This is a genomic window from Christiangramia fulva, from assembly GCF_003024155.1.
GTDB classification, from domain to species: domain Bacteria; phylum Bacteroidota; class Bacteroidia; order Flavobacteriales; family Flavobacteriaceae; genus Christiangramia; species Christiangramia fulva.
Map to the genome: position 1 here is coordinate 4,250,250 of NZ_CP028136.1, position 17,770 is coordinate 4,268,019.

Sequence of the window (17,770 nt, forward strand, 5' to 3'; positions counted from 1 at the left end):
CTATAATTTATAAAGTTAAGTTAAGTCCTAAAGTGAGTGTACGAGGTAAAGGAAATTCTCCTGCCTGATATCCTCCCATTTCAGGAGTATCCCCACTGTAGCTTTTAAAATAGTGCAAATTCGAACCTGTCACATACAGACTTAATTTTTGAATTTTATCTTTCAACAGTTCTTCCGTGGGAACGTCATAGCTAAGCGTGATTTCACGCAGTGCTAAATAGTCTCCTTTTTCCCAGAACCTGCTGTTTACAATCCCTTCACTTCCTCGAAAAATATTTCTTTGGGCATCCACGAAAACAAATCGTGGAACATCCGTGTCGGTATTTTCTGGAGTCCAGGATTGAAGGACCAGAGCATCTTGATTCAAATTACCCTGAGTTTGAGCAAGTCCTTTACCTCTGATATGGTTGTAAATGATATGACCGGCAGCAAAATCAGTTTTAACATATAAACCAAAATTTTTATAATTAAGGCTTGTGGACAATCCTCCATAAAAATCCGGCGTTGTTCTTCCAATTACCTGCCTGTCATAGCTATTAATGACATCATCCCCATTTACATCGACCCATGCCACATCTCCCGGATATCTTTTAAAAGGATTTGGAAGAAGATCATCCTGCACGTTGGCATCCGCATCTACTTCAGCCTGGTTTGCATAGATGTAATCCTGCACGTAAGTAACCACTAAATCTGTACCTACTCGTTGACCTTCCTGCAATCCTCCAACCCATTCTAACTCCCCGGTATCTGGATTATAAATCTGAGTACCTCCCTGGCGATTCAATTCATTATCATTTTCAGGTAAGGAGACTACAAAACTTTTAATCTTGGAGAGCGTTCCCCGAATATTCCAGTTTAAATTCTCTGTTTTAATAAGATCGGCGCTCAACTGGACTTCAACTCCTTTATTTCTAAGTGTTCCATTATTGGTAGTAATCCCACTGAAACCCGTCCAGTACGGCAAAGTCAGCGAAGCCAGTTTATCTTCAACATCTCTTATAAAATAATCCCCGATAAAATTTATACGGTCATTAAACAGGGATAGATCCAACCCGAAATTCAAAGTGGTTGAACGCTCCCATTGTAATTCAGGGGTGGGTAAGGAAGTATTTGCATACCCCGTTTGCCCATCATAAATTCCCTGAGAACCATAAGATCCAAAGGTTGAAAAATTACCTAAAACATCCACGTTTCCGTTTACACCGTAACTTATTCTAGGCTTGATTTTTGAGAAAATATTATCTAAGGAAGAATCTTTGAAAAAATCTTCCTTATGTAAATTCCATCCAAAAGAGGCACCGGGGAAAAATCCGAATTTATTATTGCCCAGTCGGGAAGAACCATCATATCTGAAGGTAAGGCCTACCAAATATTTTTCATCAAAATCATAATTTAATCTTCCGAAGCCAGAGACAATTTTATGTAAAGTCCTAAAACTATAAGGAACACCATTTGCTTCAGATCCCGCATTGAGCGTCGTGATTAAATCTGTTGGAGAATTTTTCGTTCCCGCACTGAAAGTAAAATATTCATCTTTATAGTATTCCGAACCCAATAACACATCAAAATAATGTTTCCCCAAGGTTTTGGTATAATTTAAAGTACCTGTCAGCTGATTCCGAAGAGTTTTATCGACTCCTGCCGAAGCATTTCTGGAGGTAATTAAAGAACTACCGTTTAAATATGCTTTATTGAACGACTCATCCAAATTATTAATAGCAAAATGACTACCTGTAAGAGAAAAGGTAAGGTTAGAAAGGATGTTCCAATCGATACCCATGGAAGCCGTAATTCGCTGTTCCAAATTATCTCTGATAAATTTATCTTGATAATAAAGGGGATTACCAAATCCGGCATTGGTACCAGGGTTTAATTCATCAGACAAACTCCCGTCAGGATTGTTATTATACGTCCGGGATGTAGGAGGTTGCCCTGCAAATCTTCTAAAGACGGTATTATTACTTCCTAAAGGGCTGAGACTTAAATTGGAATGAGAATATAATACATTGGCATTTACACTGAAATTATCAAAAATATTATATGAACCTGTTAATTTTCCAGAATATCTCTTAAACCCTGATCCTAAGATCAAACCTTCGTTATCCAAATATCCGAGACTGGCATATAAAGAACCTTTGTCATTACCTCCCTGGAAAGCTAAATAATGATCGATGCTTCGACTGGGTTGATAAATATTCCCACTCACATCATTTTGACGGAATAAAATTTCCTTGGAGGGATCTACTGGATCCGTAATTGTCGCCCATCCAGGATAATTTAGTAAATAGCGGTTATCATCGGTTAAATATTGCGTAGTGAAAGGGGAATTTGTGGTATTACCTCCCGTACCAAAAGCCGTGGCTCCATTGAGGAAACCAGCATTGAAATTGGTCCTTCCGGTAGCTTCATTGTAATATAAAATCGCCTGTCTATTGTATCGAATGAAATCTGCAGCATCCAAATACTCAGGTGTTTCTCTGCGGTAATTAAAACTATATTTATGCTTATAAGTAATGGTTGCTCTACCCGCATTTCCCGTTTTTGTGGTTACCAGAACCACACCATTGGCAGCTCTCGCCCCATATATTGCCGTTGCGGCAGCATCTTTTAATACTTCTATAGACTCAATATCATCCGAATTTAGGGCATAAAAACTGCCAGGGACCCCATCGATTAATATTAAAGGAGATCCGGAACCACTGAAACTGGTTCCTCCTCGTAAGACAAGATCCGGGGTAGCTCCCGGTTGGCCTGTGGTATTAGTTACTCTTAAACCAGGAATGGTTCCCTGTAATGCGGTAGCGGGATTTGACCTGGTAGAGGTTTCCAAGATCCGGGTATCCAGTTTCGAAATCGATGTAGTAAGTTTAGCACGAGATTGCTTTCCATACCCGGTAACTACCACTTCGTCAAGGCTGGCTAAGTCTTCTTTCATTGAAACGTTTATTTCAGATTCAGTTCCAACTACCTTTTTTTGAGTTTCAAACCCCAAAAAACTGAAAACCAGAATATCCCCTGGAGTCGCTTTGATATTATATTTACCATCAAAATCGGTTTGGGTTCCTGTGGTTGTGTTTTCAATAACCACATTAACCCCCGCCAAAGGCATCTGATTTCCATCTGTCACTAATCCGGTGATTTCCTTTTCCTGAGCTAAGGCCGAAACCCCAAGCAGTAAAACAAAAAGGAAAATTCCAGTACTCTTAATTTTTTCAATAGCTGTTTTGATCGAAGGCAAACAACTTAGAAAAAAAGAATTGAAATCTTTTTTCAAGTAATAAGGATTCATAAGTTTTTAGTTTTCGTTTAAGAAATAATTAACAAGGGACAATTTAAGCATTGTTTTATGTATTACATAATAAATATCAAAAAAAATTATAAAACTTTCGAGTTCTTACTTAAAAAATTTGAAATACCTAGTTGACCGAATTCCTCTCTTACCTCTTGAAGCTCTTTATCTGTAAGGGTTGGATGGGGAAAACGAGAAGGTCCGCAATCAATTCCAAGGGATTTCATAAAGCTTTTTCCTCCCCCATTAAAGCTTCCGGCCCGGCTCAAAATTTGTACAAATTTTAGTACAAAAGATTGCAGCTCTCGAGCCTGGGATAAATCAGTATCATAAAATTGATCGGCAATCGATTGATATAAAGGCATTAAATGATTAAAAGTACTTCCCACCCAACCTTTGGCACCTGCCGCCAAACTAGGAAGGAAAGCTTCATCAACACCAAAAAAGATATCCTTTCCCCCCGCCTGATCGTTGGTTTCTTGGAAAGAGACAAGGTTATTTTCGGTAAACTTTATTCCTGCAAAATTTTCAATGCATTGCGAAGCCCGTTTTAAAAATTCGACCATATTAAAATTAACACCTGTAAGTGCAGGCAAATGATAGTAGTAAAATGGCAGATCAGGAGCACAAGCAGCTATTTCCTCACAATATTTTACCAGCTGATCCAGAGAGGATGGCTTAAAATAAAAAGGAGCAATTGCAGCAATGGCATCCGCCTTTCCCTGTGAATGGAATGCTAATCGTTTAGCTTCCTCCAAACTGGTATCTCCAACGTGATTAATTAGTGTTAAGGCGCCTTTGTGCTCTTTCCAGGCTTCAAGTAGTTGCATTCTTTCATCGGTACTCAGGGACACAAAATCACCAGTTGATCCATTTATAAAAATACCATGGACCTTATTCTCCTGTAGATACAGGCCATAATCAGGCACCACTTCAGGGTTCAAAGAAAGATCTTTTTTAAAAGGGGTGTAAGTAGCAGCAAAAATTTGCATATTATTAAGCATTATGTTATACATATAAACAAATAAAAACTATTTTTTTTTATTTTTAAAGGATTTGAAGAAAAAACTTATAAACCTCAGAAAATTGAGAAGCTCTTTCCTTGCAGTTCATTTTTGTTCGTCCTGTAAAGGTTACCTCGGCAAAATCTGAAGTACGCTGTGTTTTCCTTTTTATTTCACATTTCACGCCGGGAAATCGTATCACTAAAGAGTCGGAAAATCGCTGTTGTTGGTATAAATCAAATTCCGCCTCCAGAAGCCCCAGTAGCTTCATATATCTGCCAGGTCCTGCTGTCTCGAATTTCATTTGAAACAGGAAAGTCCTACCTGTGGTCTTCCAATTTTCGGCTCCTATATCCTTTCTTCTTTGAGGGTTCATAGCTGTTCAACTTAAGGCATTCGAAAAATTTATAGCTTCATTCGCTTAAATGCTTCCATGGCTGCATATTTTGCTAATCCCAGGTCCCTGTATTTGATAGCCGTTTCTTTGTTACGATCCTCGGCCCGGACCCAAAACTCCCGAATGTCTTCTCCCTGAAACATGACTCCATCCTTTTGAGATTGATGAAAAAATATGGCCTGCCTTTTTTTCAATACCTGATCAGGACTTAAAGGAACAGCCATATCTATTTCATGTAACTCAAATTCATGCCATGCTCCTCTATAAAGCCATAACCAGCAATCTGCCATGTAATCCCGATCTTTTAATTCTGCCAATGATTCGAGAATTATATCCAGACACACCTTATGAGTGCCATGAGGATCGGCAAGATCTCCAGCGGCATAAATTTGGTGGGGTTCTATCTGATCAATCAATTCTTTAACTATATCAATATCTTTTTGAGACAAAGGATTTTTCTTGATTGTACCGGTTTCATAAAAGGGAAGGTTCAAAAAATGTACATTAGTATCTGGCAATCCTTCAAATCTTGTGGCCCCTAAAGATTCATTCTTGCGAATAAGTGTTTTTAATCGCCTTACCTGTTCACTATTAATTTCGTTTTCTTTTCTTTGTTTCAGTTCCAGGATTAAAGGCGCCAATTTTTGTTTGTCCATATCGCTCGCAAATTCCCAGGCTATTTCAGCGAATTTAAGAGCTTCATGATCGGCAACTGCAATATTCCCCGAAGTCTGATAAGCTACATGAACCTCATGACCCTGCTCAACCAGACGATCAAAGGTCCCTCCCATAGAAATAACATCATCATCAGGGTGTGGGCTGAATATCAATATTCTTTTGGTCTTTGGAAGTGCTCTTTCGGGGCGATTCGTGTCATCAGCATTATACTTACCTCCTGGCCACCCGGTGATCGTTTGTTGCATTCTATTAAACATACCGATGTTCAAATTGTAAGCAGATCCTTCCTGAGCCAGTAAATCCGACATTCCATAGTCATTGTAATCTTTGTCAGTAAGATTTAAGATAGCCTTCCTGACTTTTTGGGATAACCAGATGATCCCTTTGTTTTTTAATTCTTCCGACCAGTTACAGGATCCTACCAGCCAGGGAGTCTTAATACGGGTTAATTCCGAAGCGGCACCTTTATCAAGTACAAAAGTGGTATTTTGATGATTTTGAAGGTAAGTAGCCGGAATAGCACTGGAAATTTCACCTTCTATAGACTTTTTTATGATATCTGCTTTATTTTGTCCCCACGCCAAAAGCACAATTCTATGAGCTCTTTTGAGTGTATTAATACCCATAGTTATAGCTTTTCTGGGGACGTTTGAAATTCCGTGAAAAGATGAAGCAGCATCAGATCTGGTTAAATAATCCAGGGTTATTATTCGGGTTCCGGAGTTATAATGAGAACCGGGTTCATTGAAACCTATATGACCGGTTCGACCAATACCCAAAAGTTGAAAATCAATTCCACCCGCGTTCTTAATATTCTCTTCATAATCCAAACAATAGTTCATCAACTTATCCTGAGGAATGCTCCCATCGGGAATATGGATGTTTTCGGGACGGATATTAATATGTTTGAACAGATGTTCGTGCATGAAATAATGATAACTATGTACATTATTTCTATCCATGGGCCAGTATTCATCCAGGTTGAAGGTGATGACGTTGTCAAAGTCTAGTCCTTCTTCCTTGTGGAGTCTCACCAATTCCGCATAGACATTAATTGGGGAAGAACCCGTGGCAAGTCCTAGAACGCAGTTTTCCCCTTGCTGCCGCTTTGATATAATTAATTCGGCAATTTCTTTTGCTACCAGTTTAGAGGCATCCGCAGAGTTTAAAAAAATTTCATTATGGATTTTTTCAAAACGAGTCTCTTCGAATTTACCGGGAGATTTATAAAGGATATTCTGATATTCTTTTTCAAGGATTTTCATAGTATGCTAACTTTTTTGAACTTTCTTCAAATTTTGTTTTATGTTATACTTGTTGATAGGATAAATTTTTTACTCCTTAGGAATTATTTTAAAATGAAAATGATATTCTTTATCGCTTAGTAAATACTTTGATAATGCCAATGCACCCCAGCTATTGTTACCTCCCAGGCCTTGTTGTGCCGAATCCAGGAACAAACTAGTGAGGTTTCGAGATTTAATTTCAGCAGCATGGCGCTGGTTTTTTTCAAGACCATCATCTAAGTCCTTCATTAAATAATGTAAGGCTGTAAAATTAAAAAGCTCTTCTCCAAGGATATGAAGAGTCACATTTTTGCTTTTGATATTTAGCCAGCGTACGTCGCTTTTATTGCCCGTTTCCTGAGGCCGTATATACGGATAATATTGCTCAGAAACGCTTTGATTATATCTACCCACGAATGCAGAAACCTTACGGTCTGAATAATTCTCGAAAGGACCTCTTCCATAGTATTCGATTGCACTGAAATCTTCAGGTAAAATCATTTGCATTCCTACCCGAAAGGGCATAGGAGATTTATCGCTTAAAGTCAAATCTCCCCTGACTGACAGAACTCCGTCAGCATTGATTAAATAGGTGAGTTTCAATTGCGAATCCACGTTTGCAAGGTAATAGCCCGCAACAATTTTTATCACTCCTTTTTCTTTAGTAGACTCGAAATCCTTGAGTATCATCTCCTTTACAACTTCCCTCCAGGGAGCTAACCTTTTCTGAAGTCCCGCCCCATAATCATTATCTGTTGGTGCTCGCCAAAAATTCGGTTGCAAAGCGAATCCCTTTTTAAGGATGTTTTTTCCTTTGAAGGCATATTCCTTTAAAAATCCACTCTCACTGTCAAATAGAAATTGGGCCTTGCCGGAGGAAATAATTAATGCCTGGGCCGTCTTTTTTATATTCTGAGCTCCCCTTGACCTTACATCCATTACATTTTTCCAGTCACCGGTAAGTTTGAGTTGATCGGTGGCCACAGGAAATCCTTTTTTCAAAAGCTCACTATCCTTTTTTAAATTATATGTAGTCGTGAGGAAAGCTTCCTGGAATTTTTGTTTCGGAAGTGCCAGAGGTAAGGTAATTTCAACAGTATCCTGTGGCTTCACCTTTAAATTTGATATACTTCCTTTTTGCTGTATTTTTCCATCAACCGATAGTTCCCAGTGAAGAACGACCTCTGATAAGTCCTTAAAAAAGTGTTCATTATATATAGAAATCACCCCAGAGGGGTCTTTTAAGGAGGTATGTATGTCCTGGTAGACATGCTTTACCTCCCACGAATGTGGATTAGGATGGCGCTCGGGACTAAAAATTCCGTTATTCAGAAAATTATTTGCACTAGGCACATTCTCGGGACCGAAATCCCCTCCATAAGCCAAAATTTTTGTACCATCTTTGAGGGTTTTATATAAAGATTGATCAATCATATCCCAAATAAATCCACCCTGGAAATGTTTGTGTCCCCTAATGAAATCCCAGTATTCCTTTAAATTTCCTACACTGTTGCCCATGGCATGAGCATATTCACACATAATATAGGGACGCTTCGGCGAAGGATTATTTAGATAGAAATCAGCCATTTCCTGCGGGGTTGGATACATCGGAGGAATTATATCCGTATTCCATTCTACTTCTATGTTCCCCTTCGATTGCCAAGGTAAAATCGCTCTTTCATACTGTACCGGCCTGGTACCATCCCGGTTTTTAAGCCATCTATAGGCATCATAAAAATTGACACCGTTTCCGGCTTCATTACCCATGCTCCAGATTATGACAGAGGGATGATTTTTATCTCTTTCATACATTCTGGCGATTCGTTGCAAATGTGCCTTCCCCCAACTTGGATCATTGGCAAGGGTGCGAACTAAGGAATAGCCCATTCCATGGGATTCAATGTTGGCTTCATCCACAATATAAATCCCATACTGGTCAGCTAATTCATAGATATAGCTATCGTTGGGATAATGTGAGGTTCTAAGAGCATTAATATTAAATTGCTTCAACAACTTGATATCCTGTGCCATTCTCTCCCGGGAAAGTGTTTGACCGGTCTCTGGATCTGTTTCATGCCTATTCACTCCTTTAATTAAAATGGGCTTACCATTAACCAGCAATTCTCCATTTCTGATTTGAATTTCTCTAAAACCTACGCGCTGGCTTATTACCTCTAAGACCTTTTGATGCCGGTCGACAAGTTGAAAATTTACAGTATAGAGATAAGGGCTTTCCGCAGACCATTTTTTGGGATTTTTAAAAGGAATAATAATAGAATCATTGTCTTTCCACTGACTTAACAAAATTTGCTTTTTGCTTATTATTTCAGATCCGTCTATTAATTCGATGTTTACTTTTTTTGGACTATTCTCTTCAAATTGGATAAATTTCGGGAATATTTTCAGGTCAGCATTTTCAAAGTTTTCATCAAAATCTGTTACAATTGAAAAATCCTCTAACCGCGTTTTCTCTCGAGCCACAAGATAGGTGTCCCTGGTAATTCCACTCATCCTCCAAAAATCCTGATCTTCTAAATAGGAGCCATCGCTCCAGCGCATCACCCGCAGAACTACAGTATTTTCCCCTTTCCTTAGGTAATCGGTGATATTAAATTCCTGGGAAAGTTTTCCGTCTTCACCATATCCAACATAAGCCCCATTAATCCAAACTTTAAGGTTAGATTTAGCCGCCCCCACATGAAGTAAAATGTCTTTCTGAGACCAACTAGAAGGGATTTCGAACGTTTTGGCATAAACCCCAGTGGGGTTATACTCTTCGGGTATTTTAGGAGGATCAACTTTTATTAAATTATGAAAATCATATTTTTCATTGGTATAAATTGGATAACCGTAACCCTCCATCTCCCAGTTAGAGGGTACGATAATAGAATCGGTAAACGTATTTATTTTACTTTTTTCGTAAAACTCGGAAGGAACCTCCTTTAAATTTTTAGCAAAATAAAATTTCCAATATCCATTTAAATTCAAATATAAATTTGAGGTGTGCCAGTCATATAAAGACCCAGATACAGGGTTTTTTGAATAAACCACATAGTTGGCATGCATGGGCACTCTATGATCCTGGTTGAAGGTTTGATCTTCATAGGGAGGCTTCTGCCCATAAAATTTAAAAGGCACCAATAATAAATACAGAAAAATGAATAATTTTTGAATAAATTGATTGAAAACCATTGATTTCATTTATGTATAACATAATACTTTTTCAAAACTACTATATTATTTGAAGATTTTTAGCCTAGCCATACTTTTTTTAAAAATCCTTTTCTCCTTTATCATAAGCTGATAATCCGTTCCTTGTATAGATTCATTGGATAAATACTAGCTGCAGATGAATTTTCTGGAATTATTCCCATTGTAACATTATTTAAAGAAGCTATAAGATTCATAAAAAGTAGCCGTGATTACCTGTCATAACAGGCTGATGACTGAATTTTCTTATCCATCACTCTTTGTAGTGGAGCTGCAAAATTAAGCTCAAGCCGAAATAGCGCTGGAGACCGTGATTTATATAGATTTGAAACTACTTCCAAAGTAATTTGAGCTAAATAAAACTATGCTGGACTCTCTAGCATGTTGTCTACCAAGGCATCGATTGGGCTTTTAACAAAATTGCCTGGCTTATAATTTAATTGCAATAATTCCTCCTCGATAATATTTCTGCAATAATAGGCTACCGAACCAATAAAATGGACGGGATAGCATTGCAATTCCTCTTTATAAGGTTGAAGATTTTCAATTAAAAAATTTTGAATGTTCCTTCTTATAAGATCCTTGAAAAAAGGTTTATCTAAATTTTGGATAGCTAACTTAGTAAAAGAGGCCAGATACCGGTTTGGAAAAGATTTCTGATATAACTGGGTGAGTACGAATTCAAGTTCCATATTGAAGGACTGATCAAATATCCTTCGCAGATGCCGGGGCATTTTTTCAAAATAATAACTCTGTAAAATTTCACGCCCGATCGCATTTCCACTACCGGCGTCGTCCAATAAATAGCCTAAAGAAGGCATCCTTTGAACGATATTTTTTCCATCAAAAAAACAACTATTTGATCCGGTACCTAAAATGCACACCACAGCGGGTTTCAAAGTTACACTATAGACTGCTGCCGCCATATCCCCCTTAATTATAATTTCTGCAGCAGGAGACATAAGTTTTTGAAAAATTTCTTTCATTTTTTCATCCGTTTCCTTCGTACCGCAACCTGCTGCATAAAAAAATATTTCAGAAACCTTCCGAAAACTATTTTTCAATTCTTGATTGGATGAAATAATACTTAAAATTTCTTTGTGATCAAGTAATACGGGGTTTATTCCTTCCGTGTGAAACCGGTTTTTGAAATTTCCCTGATAATCAGACAGTACCCAATCACTTTTGGTAGATCCACTTTCCGCTATTAAAATCATATCTAAAATTTGAAATAAATTTAATAAAATTTGTATTATGTCCTACATATAAAATAAATAATTTAGCTTTAATCATAGAAATTAAGAAGAGAAAATTTGGATTAGGTAAAAGGAATAACCTGGAAATGGGAGAAATTACAAAGGATGAAAAAACCTAATACTACAGGAAATAAGAGAAAAAGGCTTTAAAAATTCCAATTGGGGCTTTTGAAGCTACTACTTACTATTTAACCGGGGTAGTTAAGCTTACAATCCCGATTCCCATGATATCTAGATAAAAGCCTTAATATAGCTTTCCTTTAAGCAAGCTCTTTTGAACGACACCGGTATAGACCAATAAAACAGTGAAAATTATAAGTAATATGAGAAAGATTCCTCTTATTGCTCCGGTAGTCATAAGAATGGTTAACTCTGCAGCAATTAAATATCGCACAGCTACATCTATTTTGCTAATGTGATGAGTCTTAAAATTTTTCATGATTTCTAAAATTTAAGTGTTCATAATCCTTTTTATATTTTATCATTTTGTATATACAAAGTTCGTTAAAACCTTTCTCATGTTCATTGATATACATCACAAACCATAGCTACGCCCTGCCTTATTTTTTATGGATATATGCTCCTAAACGATATTTGTAGATAGGTTCGATTGTGTGGATTTTCGATTGATTCAGAAGAAAATAACCACATTCTTAAGTTCCCTCCCCAAGGAAGATGTACAACTGATTTATATAGTTTCTTCTCTGGAGAATGCTCCATTTATAATATTCAAGTTCTGGAAAAGCGATTTACTCTTTTAGCAAATTCCAATTGGGATCTCCTCCTTGAAAATCCCTTTTGAAAGGCATTCATTCTTATTCAGACATTTCTCCAACATTTACCAAAGGGTTCTTCAACACATGATTGCCTCTTATCTGGTAATTACCAGTGCAACCCTAAGCGGAATTAAAGGCCAAATCATTTCAGGCTAATAATGTATATCATACGAACTTTATAGGAAAGTTTTTTCCACCTTTGAGCTTGTATTTTGATGTATATCAATGGACACCTTGATCTCCTCGTTTAGCTTTGCAGCGAACAAGATTACTTAAAGCTCAAATGATTAAATATCTTATAACTCTCATTGTCTTATTATCCTTTCCAATACAAGCCCAAAATCTGCAGGTTAATGCCGATTTAGGTAATACCTCTAAACTAATCAATGATGGTTACATTAAATTAAAGGTATCGGGAGGTACACCGCCTTATACCTATAAATGGTCAGATAAAAATACCTCATTGGAATCCTCATCGGCCTATAACCTTACGGAGGGAACTCCATACCAGGTCCTCATTACAGATAGTAAAGGAAAGTCAACTTTACGGAGTTATGAAATTCAACCCATCCATATTGCTGAATATTTTAATGGAACTGCGGTACCACTTGTAGGATCCTTAAAAAGTTTCCTTTTCTGGGACCCCTTTAGCGCATTTGGATTCTATGATCCGAAAGTTTATGCGGATGTCAAAAAAGTTCCAATACCCAATTGGAATCCAACTACTCATGATAAATATTATTTAAAAAAGTGGTTGGTCAAAGAGGACACTCTGGTGAGGAAGGGAACTATAATTGCCATAGTAACCTCAGAAAATTATGGAGATTTTCCGGTTAAAGCAAATGCGACAGGAAATTTAAAGCATTTGGTACAAAGTAAGGAAATGATATACAATTCGGACAGTAAACAAGACATCATAGAAATAGGAGCTCATAACCTTGCAGAAATAAAATATCAAACACCCGTTTTGGTGAAATATCCTAATGGAGACCCTAAAACGCATACCATCCCCCTTATAGTTATCTGGCTAATCATAGGAGCGGCCTTTTTTACCATTCGCATGGGATTCATTAATTTCAAAGGGATAAGACATTCCATTAACCTGGCAAAAGGAAAATTTGATGACCCCGATGCACCAGGGAAAATCACCCATTTTCAAACGATGGCAACTGCCGTTTCAGCTACAGTAGGGCTTGGAAACATTGCTGGAGTAGCCATCGCAATTTCTGTAGGAGGAGCCGGTGCCACTTTTTGGATGATCATTGCGGGATTTTTAGGAATGGCTTCCAAATTTGTCGAATGCACCCTAGGAGTTAAATATCGGATCATCAACCCTGACGGAAAGATATTTGGTGGACCAATGAATTATTTAAGATATGGATTAGAGAAAAGAAATTTAGGAAGGCTTGGAAAATTGTTAGCTACACTTTTTGCTCTTTTATGTGTCGGGGCTACCCTGGGTGGAGGCAATATGTTTCAGGCCAATCAATCCTTCCAAATTCTGGCAAGTCAATTTGTTATCCTCCAGGGAAATGGATTTTATTTTGGATTGATTTTGGCTACCCTCGTAGGAGCTGTTATTATTGGAGGAATTGAAAGCATTGGAAAGGTTACCGGTCGCATAGTTCCTGTCATGGCCGTCATATACGTATTTTCAGCCCTTTTGATAATAGGCATGAACATTCAAAATTTAGGGTCTGCATTATATTCAATTTATAACGGCGCTTTTAATACCTCCGCGATGAAAGGTGGCGTCATAGGAGTCATGATTGTAGGATTTCAAAGAGCTGTTTTTTCAAGTGAATCAGGGGTGGGATCCGCAGCTATTGCTCATAGTGCTGGAAAAACTAATTACCCTATCTCAGAGGGCTTTGTAGCTTTATTAGAACCTTTCATAGATACGGTAGTAATTTGTACCCTAACAGCGCTGGTTTTAATTTTCACAGGCATGCATGAAGTACAAGGGATTAGTGGTGTCCAATTAACTTCAGATGCTTTTGCCACCGTAATTTCCTGGTTCCCATATGTTCTGACTATAGTGGTTTTTTTATTTGCTTTTTCCACGATGATATCCTGGTCATATTACGGAATGAGAGCATGGACGTTTCTTTTCGGTAAAAGCAATAAAAGTGAGCTGCTTTTCAAGATAATTTTTTTACTGTTCGTTGTCATTGGCGCTTCAGTTGGCTTAGGAGCTGTATTGGATTTTGCAGATATGATGATTTTAATGATGTCTTTTCCTAATATTATTGGACTTTATATAATGTCTGGAGAAGTAAAAGAAGATTTAGACCAATATATTTTTAAACTAAAACGCCAGGAAATAGTACCTAAAAAGAATTTATTTAATAAGTCCCCTAATTTATAAGAAAACTAGGGTTACCATAAATATGGTTAAGATAACCACTCCCCCCTTAAGGGACAGAAAAGATGATATCCCGCAGTGCTTTCAGCATTTTCTAAAAAATAGGGTCGGGAATATAGAAAACCTCGAGTATGAATTTCTGATAAGGCAATGAAAATCTAATACGTTATAATGGGCCGGGCAATGTTCGTAAATTGGAAAATACCGTTCCAATAATTATCGGCTAAACCGAAATTGATGTTTCACACCTACCCGATTATCTCAGTTATTAAGACCCTCTATTTTATTATCCCTGAATGGTAACTCATTTCATTCACCAAAATTAATCATGCAACACTAAAATTGGAATTCGATTGGGATGAGAAGTAAAGAGTCCGTGTTCATTATGCATGAGTTGATCACATATTTTTAAATTTTTACCATGAATTATTATGAGATTAAATTTTTTTTGAACTTCGATCCAGGTAAGTTTCTGGAAGTTCTCAATATCCTTTAGTTGAGAGAAAATTAATTCGGATTCATTAAAATGTTGAGAAATATATGCCCTAATCAGTTTGGATTCACTTGATTCGGGGGTCATTTCCCAAACATTCAATTTTGCCTTTTGAAACAATCTATTATTGCCCAAAAATTGTAAGTTCTGATTATGTAAAGAAATGCCATAGTCTAGCGGCATCAAGATGCTGTCAAGTAAATCAAATTGTACATCTTCCGGTATAGCAAGAATATTACATTTTATTTTGGTAATGATTTCATAAGTGTGTTTTCCCAAAATTGTTGAATGACGGAATTCTTTTCCTACTGCTCCCATTACTAAAAGATCTACATGGTTTACCTCCATATATTTACGGGTTGCTTTCACCAACGGATCCTCAGTATAATATTCACTAAATTTTTGCATTCCAGATGAAGAACGTTCTCTCAATTTTTGTAAGCGCTCCTGCATTATTGATTTAATCGCATTTCGCTCTTGCTCCATTTCTGCTTCTGGAGCATCAGGTTTAGGATCATAAATATTCAGCAATGTGAAATTCACCTCTTCATACTGCAATAGATCCATGGCATAATGGGTTGCATTTATTGCAACTTCTGAAAAATCTGATAATAAGAGAACGTTCATAAAACTTATTAATGAAAAAGCATAATTAGATTAAATCTTAATAACACAAAATGATGATTATCACCTTTCGTTTCTTTTACTGATAATACTATGGAATCTTTTATGAGGGAGAAATCATTTGAAGATGAACCCAAAGTGATTAAGGATAAGGTTTAGAAAGAAAAAATTTTTAAATGGTTGCAACGGTAGGAGGATGAGCATCAATATCAATTTTCCTTAACCCGGGGTCTGTAAATTAAACTCTGTCTGAAGAGAAATTTAAATTAATTTTATTCAGACAGAGTTTATTTTACACCCTCTTAACCCGGATTAATAAAAATTTCAACACTATTACGGTATCCTCTGCGTATTAGCTTTAGTCTCTCCAAATAAGAATTTAAAACCCATTGTGTTAATATATGCTCTGGTGGTTACGTGATTTTTTGTTTTAAATCATTTCCAGATATTACTTTTCGTAATTTTAATTTTTTGTCTTTCTTTATTTTACTGAGGCCTTCCTTAATTTTTCCATTTTTATACTCAATACCATTAAGATGCTCTACCATGAACTTTTGAACCTTCATGTACTTGTCCTTGTGATTTTTCACATCTATATGTTTATCCTGGAAGACATTGCGTATCTCGTTATCGTATTGTTGGTACCCCCAGCACACTGGACAATCAACAGGAGGAGAAGTTTTCTCCATTTTTGACTTTTTTTTAAAATAACCTAATACATCCATTACTATAGAGATTTTTACGTCAATTTTAGGGTTTTCTTGGATTTAGTGGTCGAATGGTAAGTTCATTGATCAGCATATTATCCGGCGTGTGTAAAATATGAATAACGGTTGCAGCAAGATCTTGGGGCTGCAACATATTCTGATGTGCTTCTATACCGGAACTTTTAAAAAATTCGCTGTCAATGGAACCAGGGTTAAGACAGGTAACCTTGATGTTGAAATCACGAAGTTCTTTAAACAAGGCTTCGCTAAACCCCCGCACCCCAAATTTTGTAGTACTATAAGCCGCACTTTCTGCTCTAGCCATAGTTCCTAAAATAGAACCTATGTTTATAACATGCGAACTGTCTATTTTTTGTTTCATAAATGGAACCATTCGCGAAGTCAAATAATACATCCCATTTATGTTGGTGTTTACCATTGAAAGCCATTCAGTAGTAGGAATTTCATCTATTTTACCAAAAGAGCCAATACCAGCATTGTTAATAAGGATATCCGGACAACATTGTTCTGAAAAAGTTTTGGAAATCCATTTTGTAACAGCTTTTTCTTCTGAAATATCCACCTCTACGGAAATAAAATTTTCACCAAGGATTTTCTTTAGTTCATCCAGAGCATTCTTATTTCTGGCCAGGCCATAAACTCTTGCTCCGTTTTCAACTAAAGCTGTAGAAATGGCAGCACCTAATCCACTACTGGCGCCTGTAACAACCGCTATTTTTTTATCTATCTGCAATTTTGATATTAATTCTATTTGTCAGGTTTATAAGTTCCCGGTTCTTTTCGGAAACTTATGGCAAGTCTGTTCCAACCATTAATCGCCACGAATTATTTTGCAGTTCCATGAAAAAGAAGAAAGATTCAGTATTTTTCCATCTCTTCCATGGCAATATTTGCATGAGCATAAGCGGCACCCGCCCGCATTTCTGAAGCCACCCAAACAGCTTCCATAATTTCTTCTTTGCTCGCCCCTTTGCGGATAGCCTGAGGGGTATGTGCCTTTATACAATAGGGACACTGGGTTACATGAGCGATAGCCACAGCGATCAACTGTTTTGTTTTTTCATCTAATGCACCGGCTTTAAATACTGTTTTGCTAAAATTTCGCCAGGCCTCTACGTTTTGTGGTGCAAGCGCGGCTTTTTTATCGGCAAGCTCTTTGGTCATTTTTGGATACATTCTTTTATCTTCCATATTCTCTTTGTATATTTTTTCCATTGAAGATTAGAATCTAAAGTTTTGGTTTACAGCCTTCCTTTTCAATACGGAATCAGCTCCTCCATTCCCCTATACGAATTTGATCTTCCTGATGCTATGGTAAGATCAATTCTTTACCAGATCTTCAATCTGTTCTGCAGCGTTTGCTTTGTTTAGGCTTAATCGTAATATACTCTGTTGTATAGCTTTCAGATCATGCGGAATATTACCTCCCAGAGCGATTAAATCGCCCTTTTTAAGGATCTTAATTCTGCCCTGTACCCCAAAAGCTATACTTCCTTCAAAAATTTCGACCACGATAGGAAAAGGGGTTTGATGCTCTTCCATAACCTGATCCTTTTTAAAGGTGATCCTAATTTCTCTTCCGGTTTCGGTATCCAATAAGACCTGTAATACCGGAAAGCTTTCGTGATGTTCAATCCCATTTGTTAATGATGCAGTTTTCATAG

Annotated in this window: 12 protein-coding genes; 1 reads left to right on the forward strand and 11 read right to left on the reverse strand. The window is 37.1% G+C overall.

Going from position 1 to position 17,770, the window contains the following annotated elements; translation table 11 throughout:
* Nucleotides 1–7: 7 nt before the first annotated feature.
* From C7S20_RS18850 to C7S20_RS18875, 6 genes are all read right to left on the reverse strand, one after another.
* Complete coding sequence (locus C7S20_RS18850) at nucleotides 8–3,289, reverse strand: SusC/RagA family TonB-linked outer membrane protein (protein WP_107013909.1); 3,282 nt, start codon at nucleotides 3,287–3,289, stop codon at nucleotides 8–10.
* A gap of 86 nt (nucleotides 3,290–3,375) precedes the next feature.
* The gene (locus tag C7S20_RS18855) at nucleotides 3,376–4,305 is read right to left on the reverse strand and encodes a dihydrodipicolinate synthase family protein (RefSeq protein ID WP_341476509.1); all 930 of its coding nucleotides are present in this window, start codon (nucleotides 4,303–4,305) and stop codon (nucleotides 3,376–3,378) included.
* A 31-nt stretch (nucleotides 4,306–4,336) separates the two neighbouring features.
* Complete coding sequence (locus C7S20_RS18860; RefSeq protein WP_107013910.1) at nucleotides 4,337–4,669, reverse strand: hypothetical protein; 333 nt, start codon at nucleotides 4,667–4,669, stop codon at nucleotides 4,337–4,339.
* Nucleotides 4,670–4,698: 29 nt separating this feature from the next.
* Nucleotides 4,699–6,633, reverse strand: coding sequence for a glucosamine-6-phosphate deaminase (gene nagB / locus C7S20_RS18865; protein ID WP_107013911.1), 1,935 nt, complete (start codon nucleotides 6,631–6,633; stop codon nucleotides 4,699–4,701).
* A 69-nt stretch (nucleotides 6,634–6,702) separates the two neighbouring features.
* On the reverse strand, nucleotides 6,703–9,846 hold the full coding sequence (locus tag C7S20_RS18870; protein ID WP_107014330.1) for a glycoside hydrolase family 2 TIM barrel-domain containing protein: 3,144 nt from the start codon (nucleotides 9,844–9,846) through the stop codon (nucleotides 6,703–6,705).
* A 380-nt stretch (nucleotides 9,847–10,226) separates the two neighbouring features.
* The gene (locus C7S20_RS18875) at nucleotides 10,227–10,850 is read right to left on the reverse strand and encodes an N-acetylglucosamine kinase (RefSeq protein WP_159039993.1); all 624 of its coding nucleotides are present in this window, start codon (nucleotides 10,848–10,850) and stop codon (nucleotides 10,227–10,229) included.
* Between the two features lie 1,329 nt (nucleotides 10,851–12,179).
* Between C7S20_RS18875 and C7S20_RS18885 the strand changes: the two genes are divergently transcribed.
* Entirely contained in the window at nucleotides 12,180–14,264 is a 2,085-nt protein-coding gene (locus C7S20_RS18885) for an amino acid carrier protein (RefSeq protein ID WP_107013914.1), read from the forward strand.
* 319 nt (nucleotides 14,265–14,583) lie between these two features.
* On the opposite strand, the gene C7S20_RS18890 is transcribed toward C7S20_RS18885, so the two are convergent.
* From C7S20_RS18890 to C7S20_RS18910, 5 genes are all read right to left on the reverse strand, one after another.
* Nucleotides 14,584–15,381 (reverse strand): universal stress protein, encoded by a 798-nt coding sequence (locus tag C7S20_RS18890; protein ID WP_107013915.1) that lies wholly within the window; start codon nucleotides 15,379–15,381, stop codon nucleotides 14,584–14,586.
* 410 nt (nucleotides 15,382–15,791) lie between these two features.
* On the reverse strand, nucleotides 15,792–16,103 hold the full coding sequence (locus C7S20_RS18895; RefSeq protein WP_107013916.1) for a hypothetical protein: 312 nt from the start codon (nucleotides 16,101–16,103) through the stop codon (nucleotides 15,792–15,794).
* Nucleotides 16,104–16,128: 25 nt separating this feature from the next.
* Entirely contained in the window at nucleotides 16,129–16,839 is a 711-nt protein-coding gene (locus C7S20_RS18900; protein WP_107013917.1) for an SDR family oxidoreductase, read from the reverse strand.
* Nucleotides 16,840–16,964: 125 nt separating this feature from the next.
* Nucleotides 16,965–17,321, reverse strand: a complete 357-nt coding sequence (locus C7S20_RS18905; protein WP_227009058.1) for a carboxymuconolactone decarboxylase family protein — start codon at nucleotides 17,319–17,321, stop codon at nucleotides 16,965–16,967.
* Between the two features lie 105 nt (nucleotides 17,322–17,426).
* Complete coding sequence (locus C7S20_RS18910; protein ID WP_107013918.1) at nucleotides 17,427–17,768, reverse strand: cupin domain-containing protein; 342 nt, start codon at nucleotides 17,766–17,768, stop codon at nucleotides 17,427–17,429.
* Nucleotides 17,769–17,770: the final 2 nt, after the last annotated feature.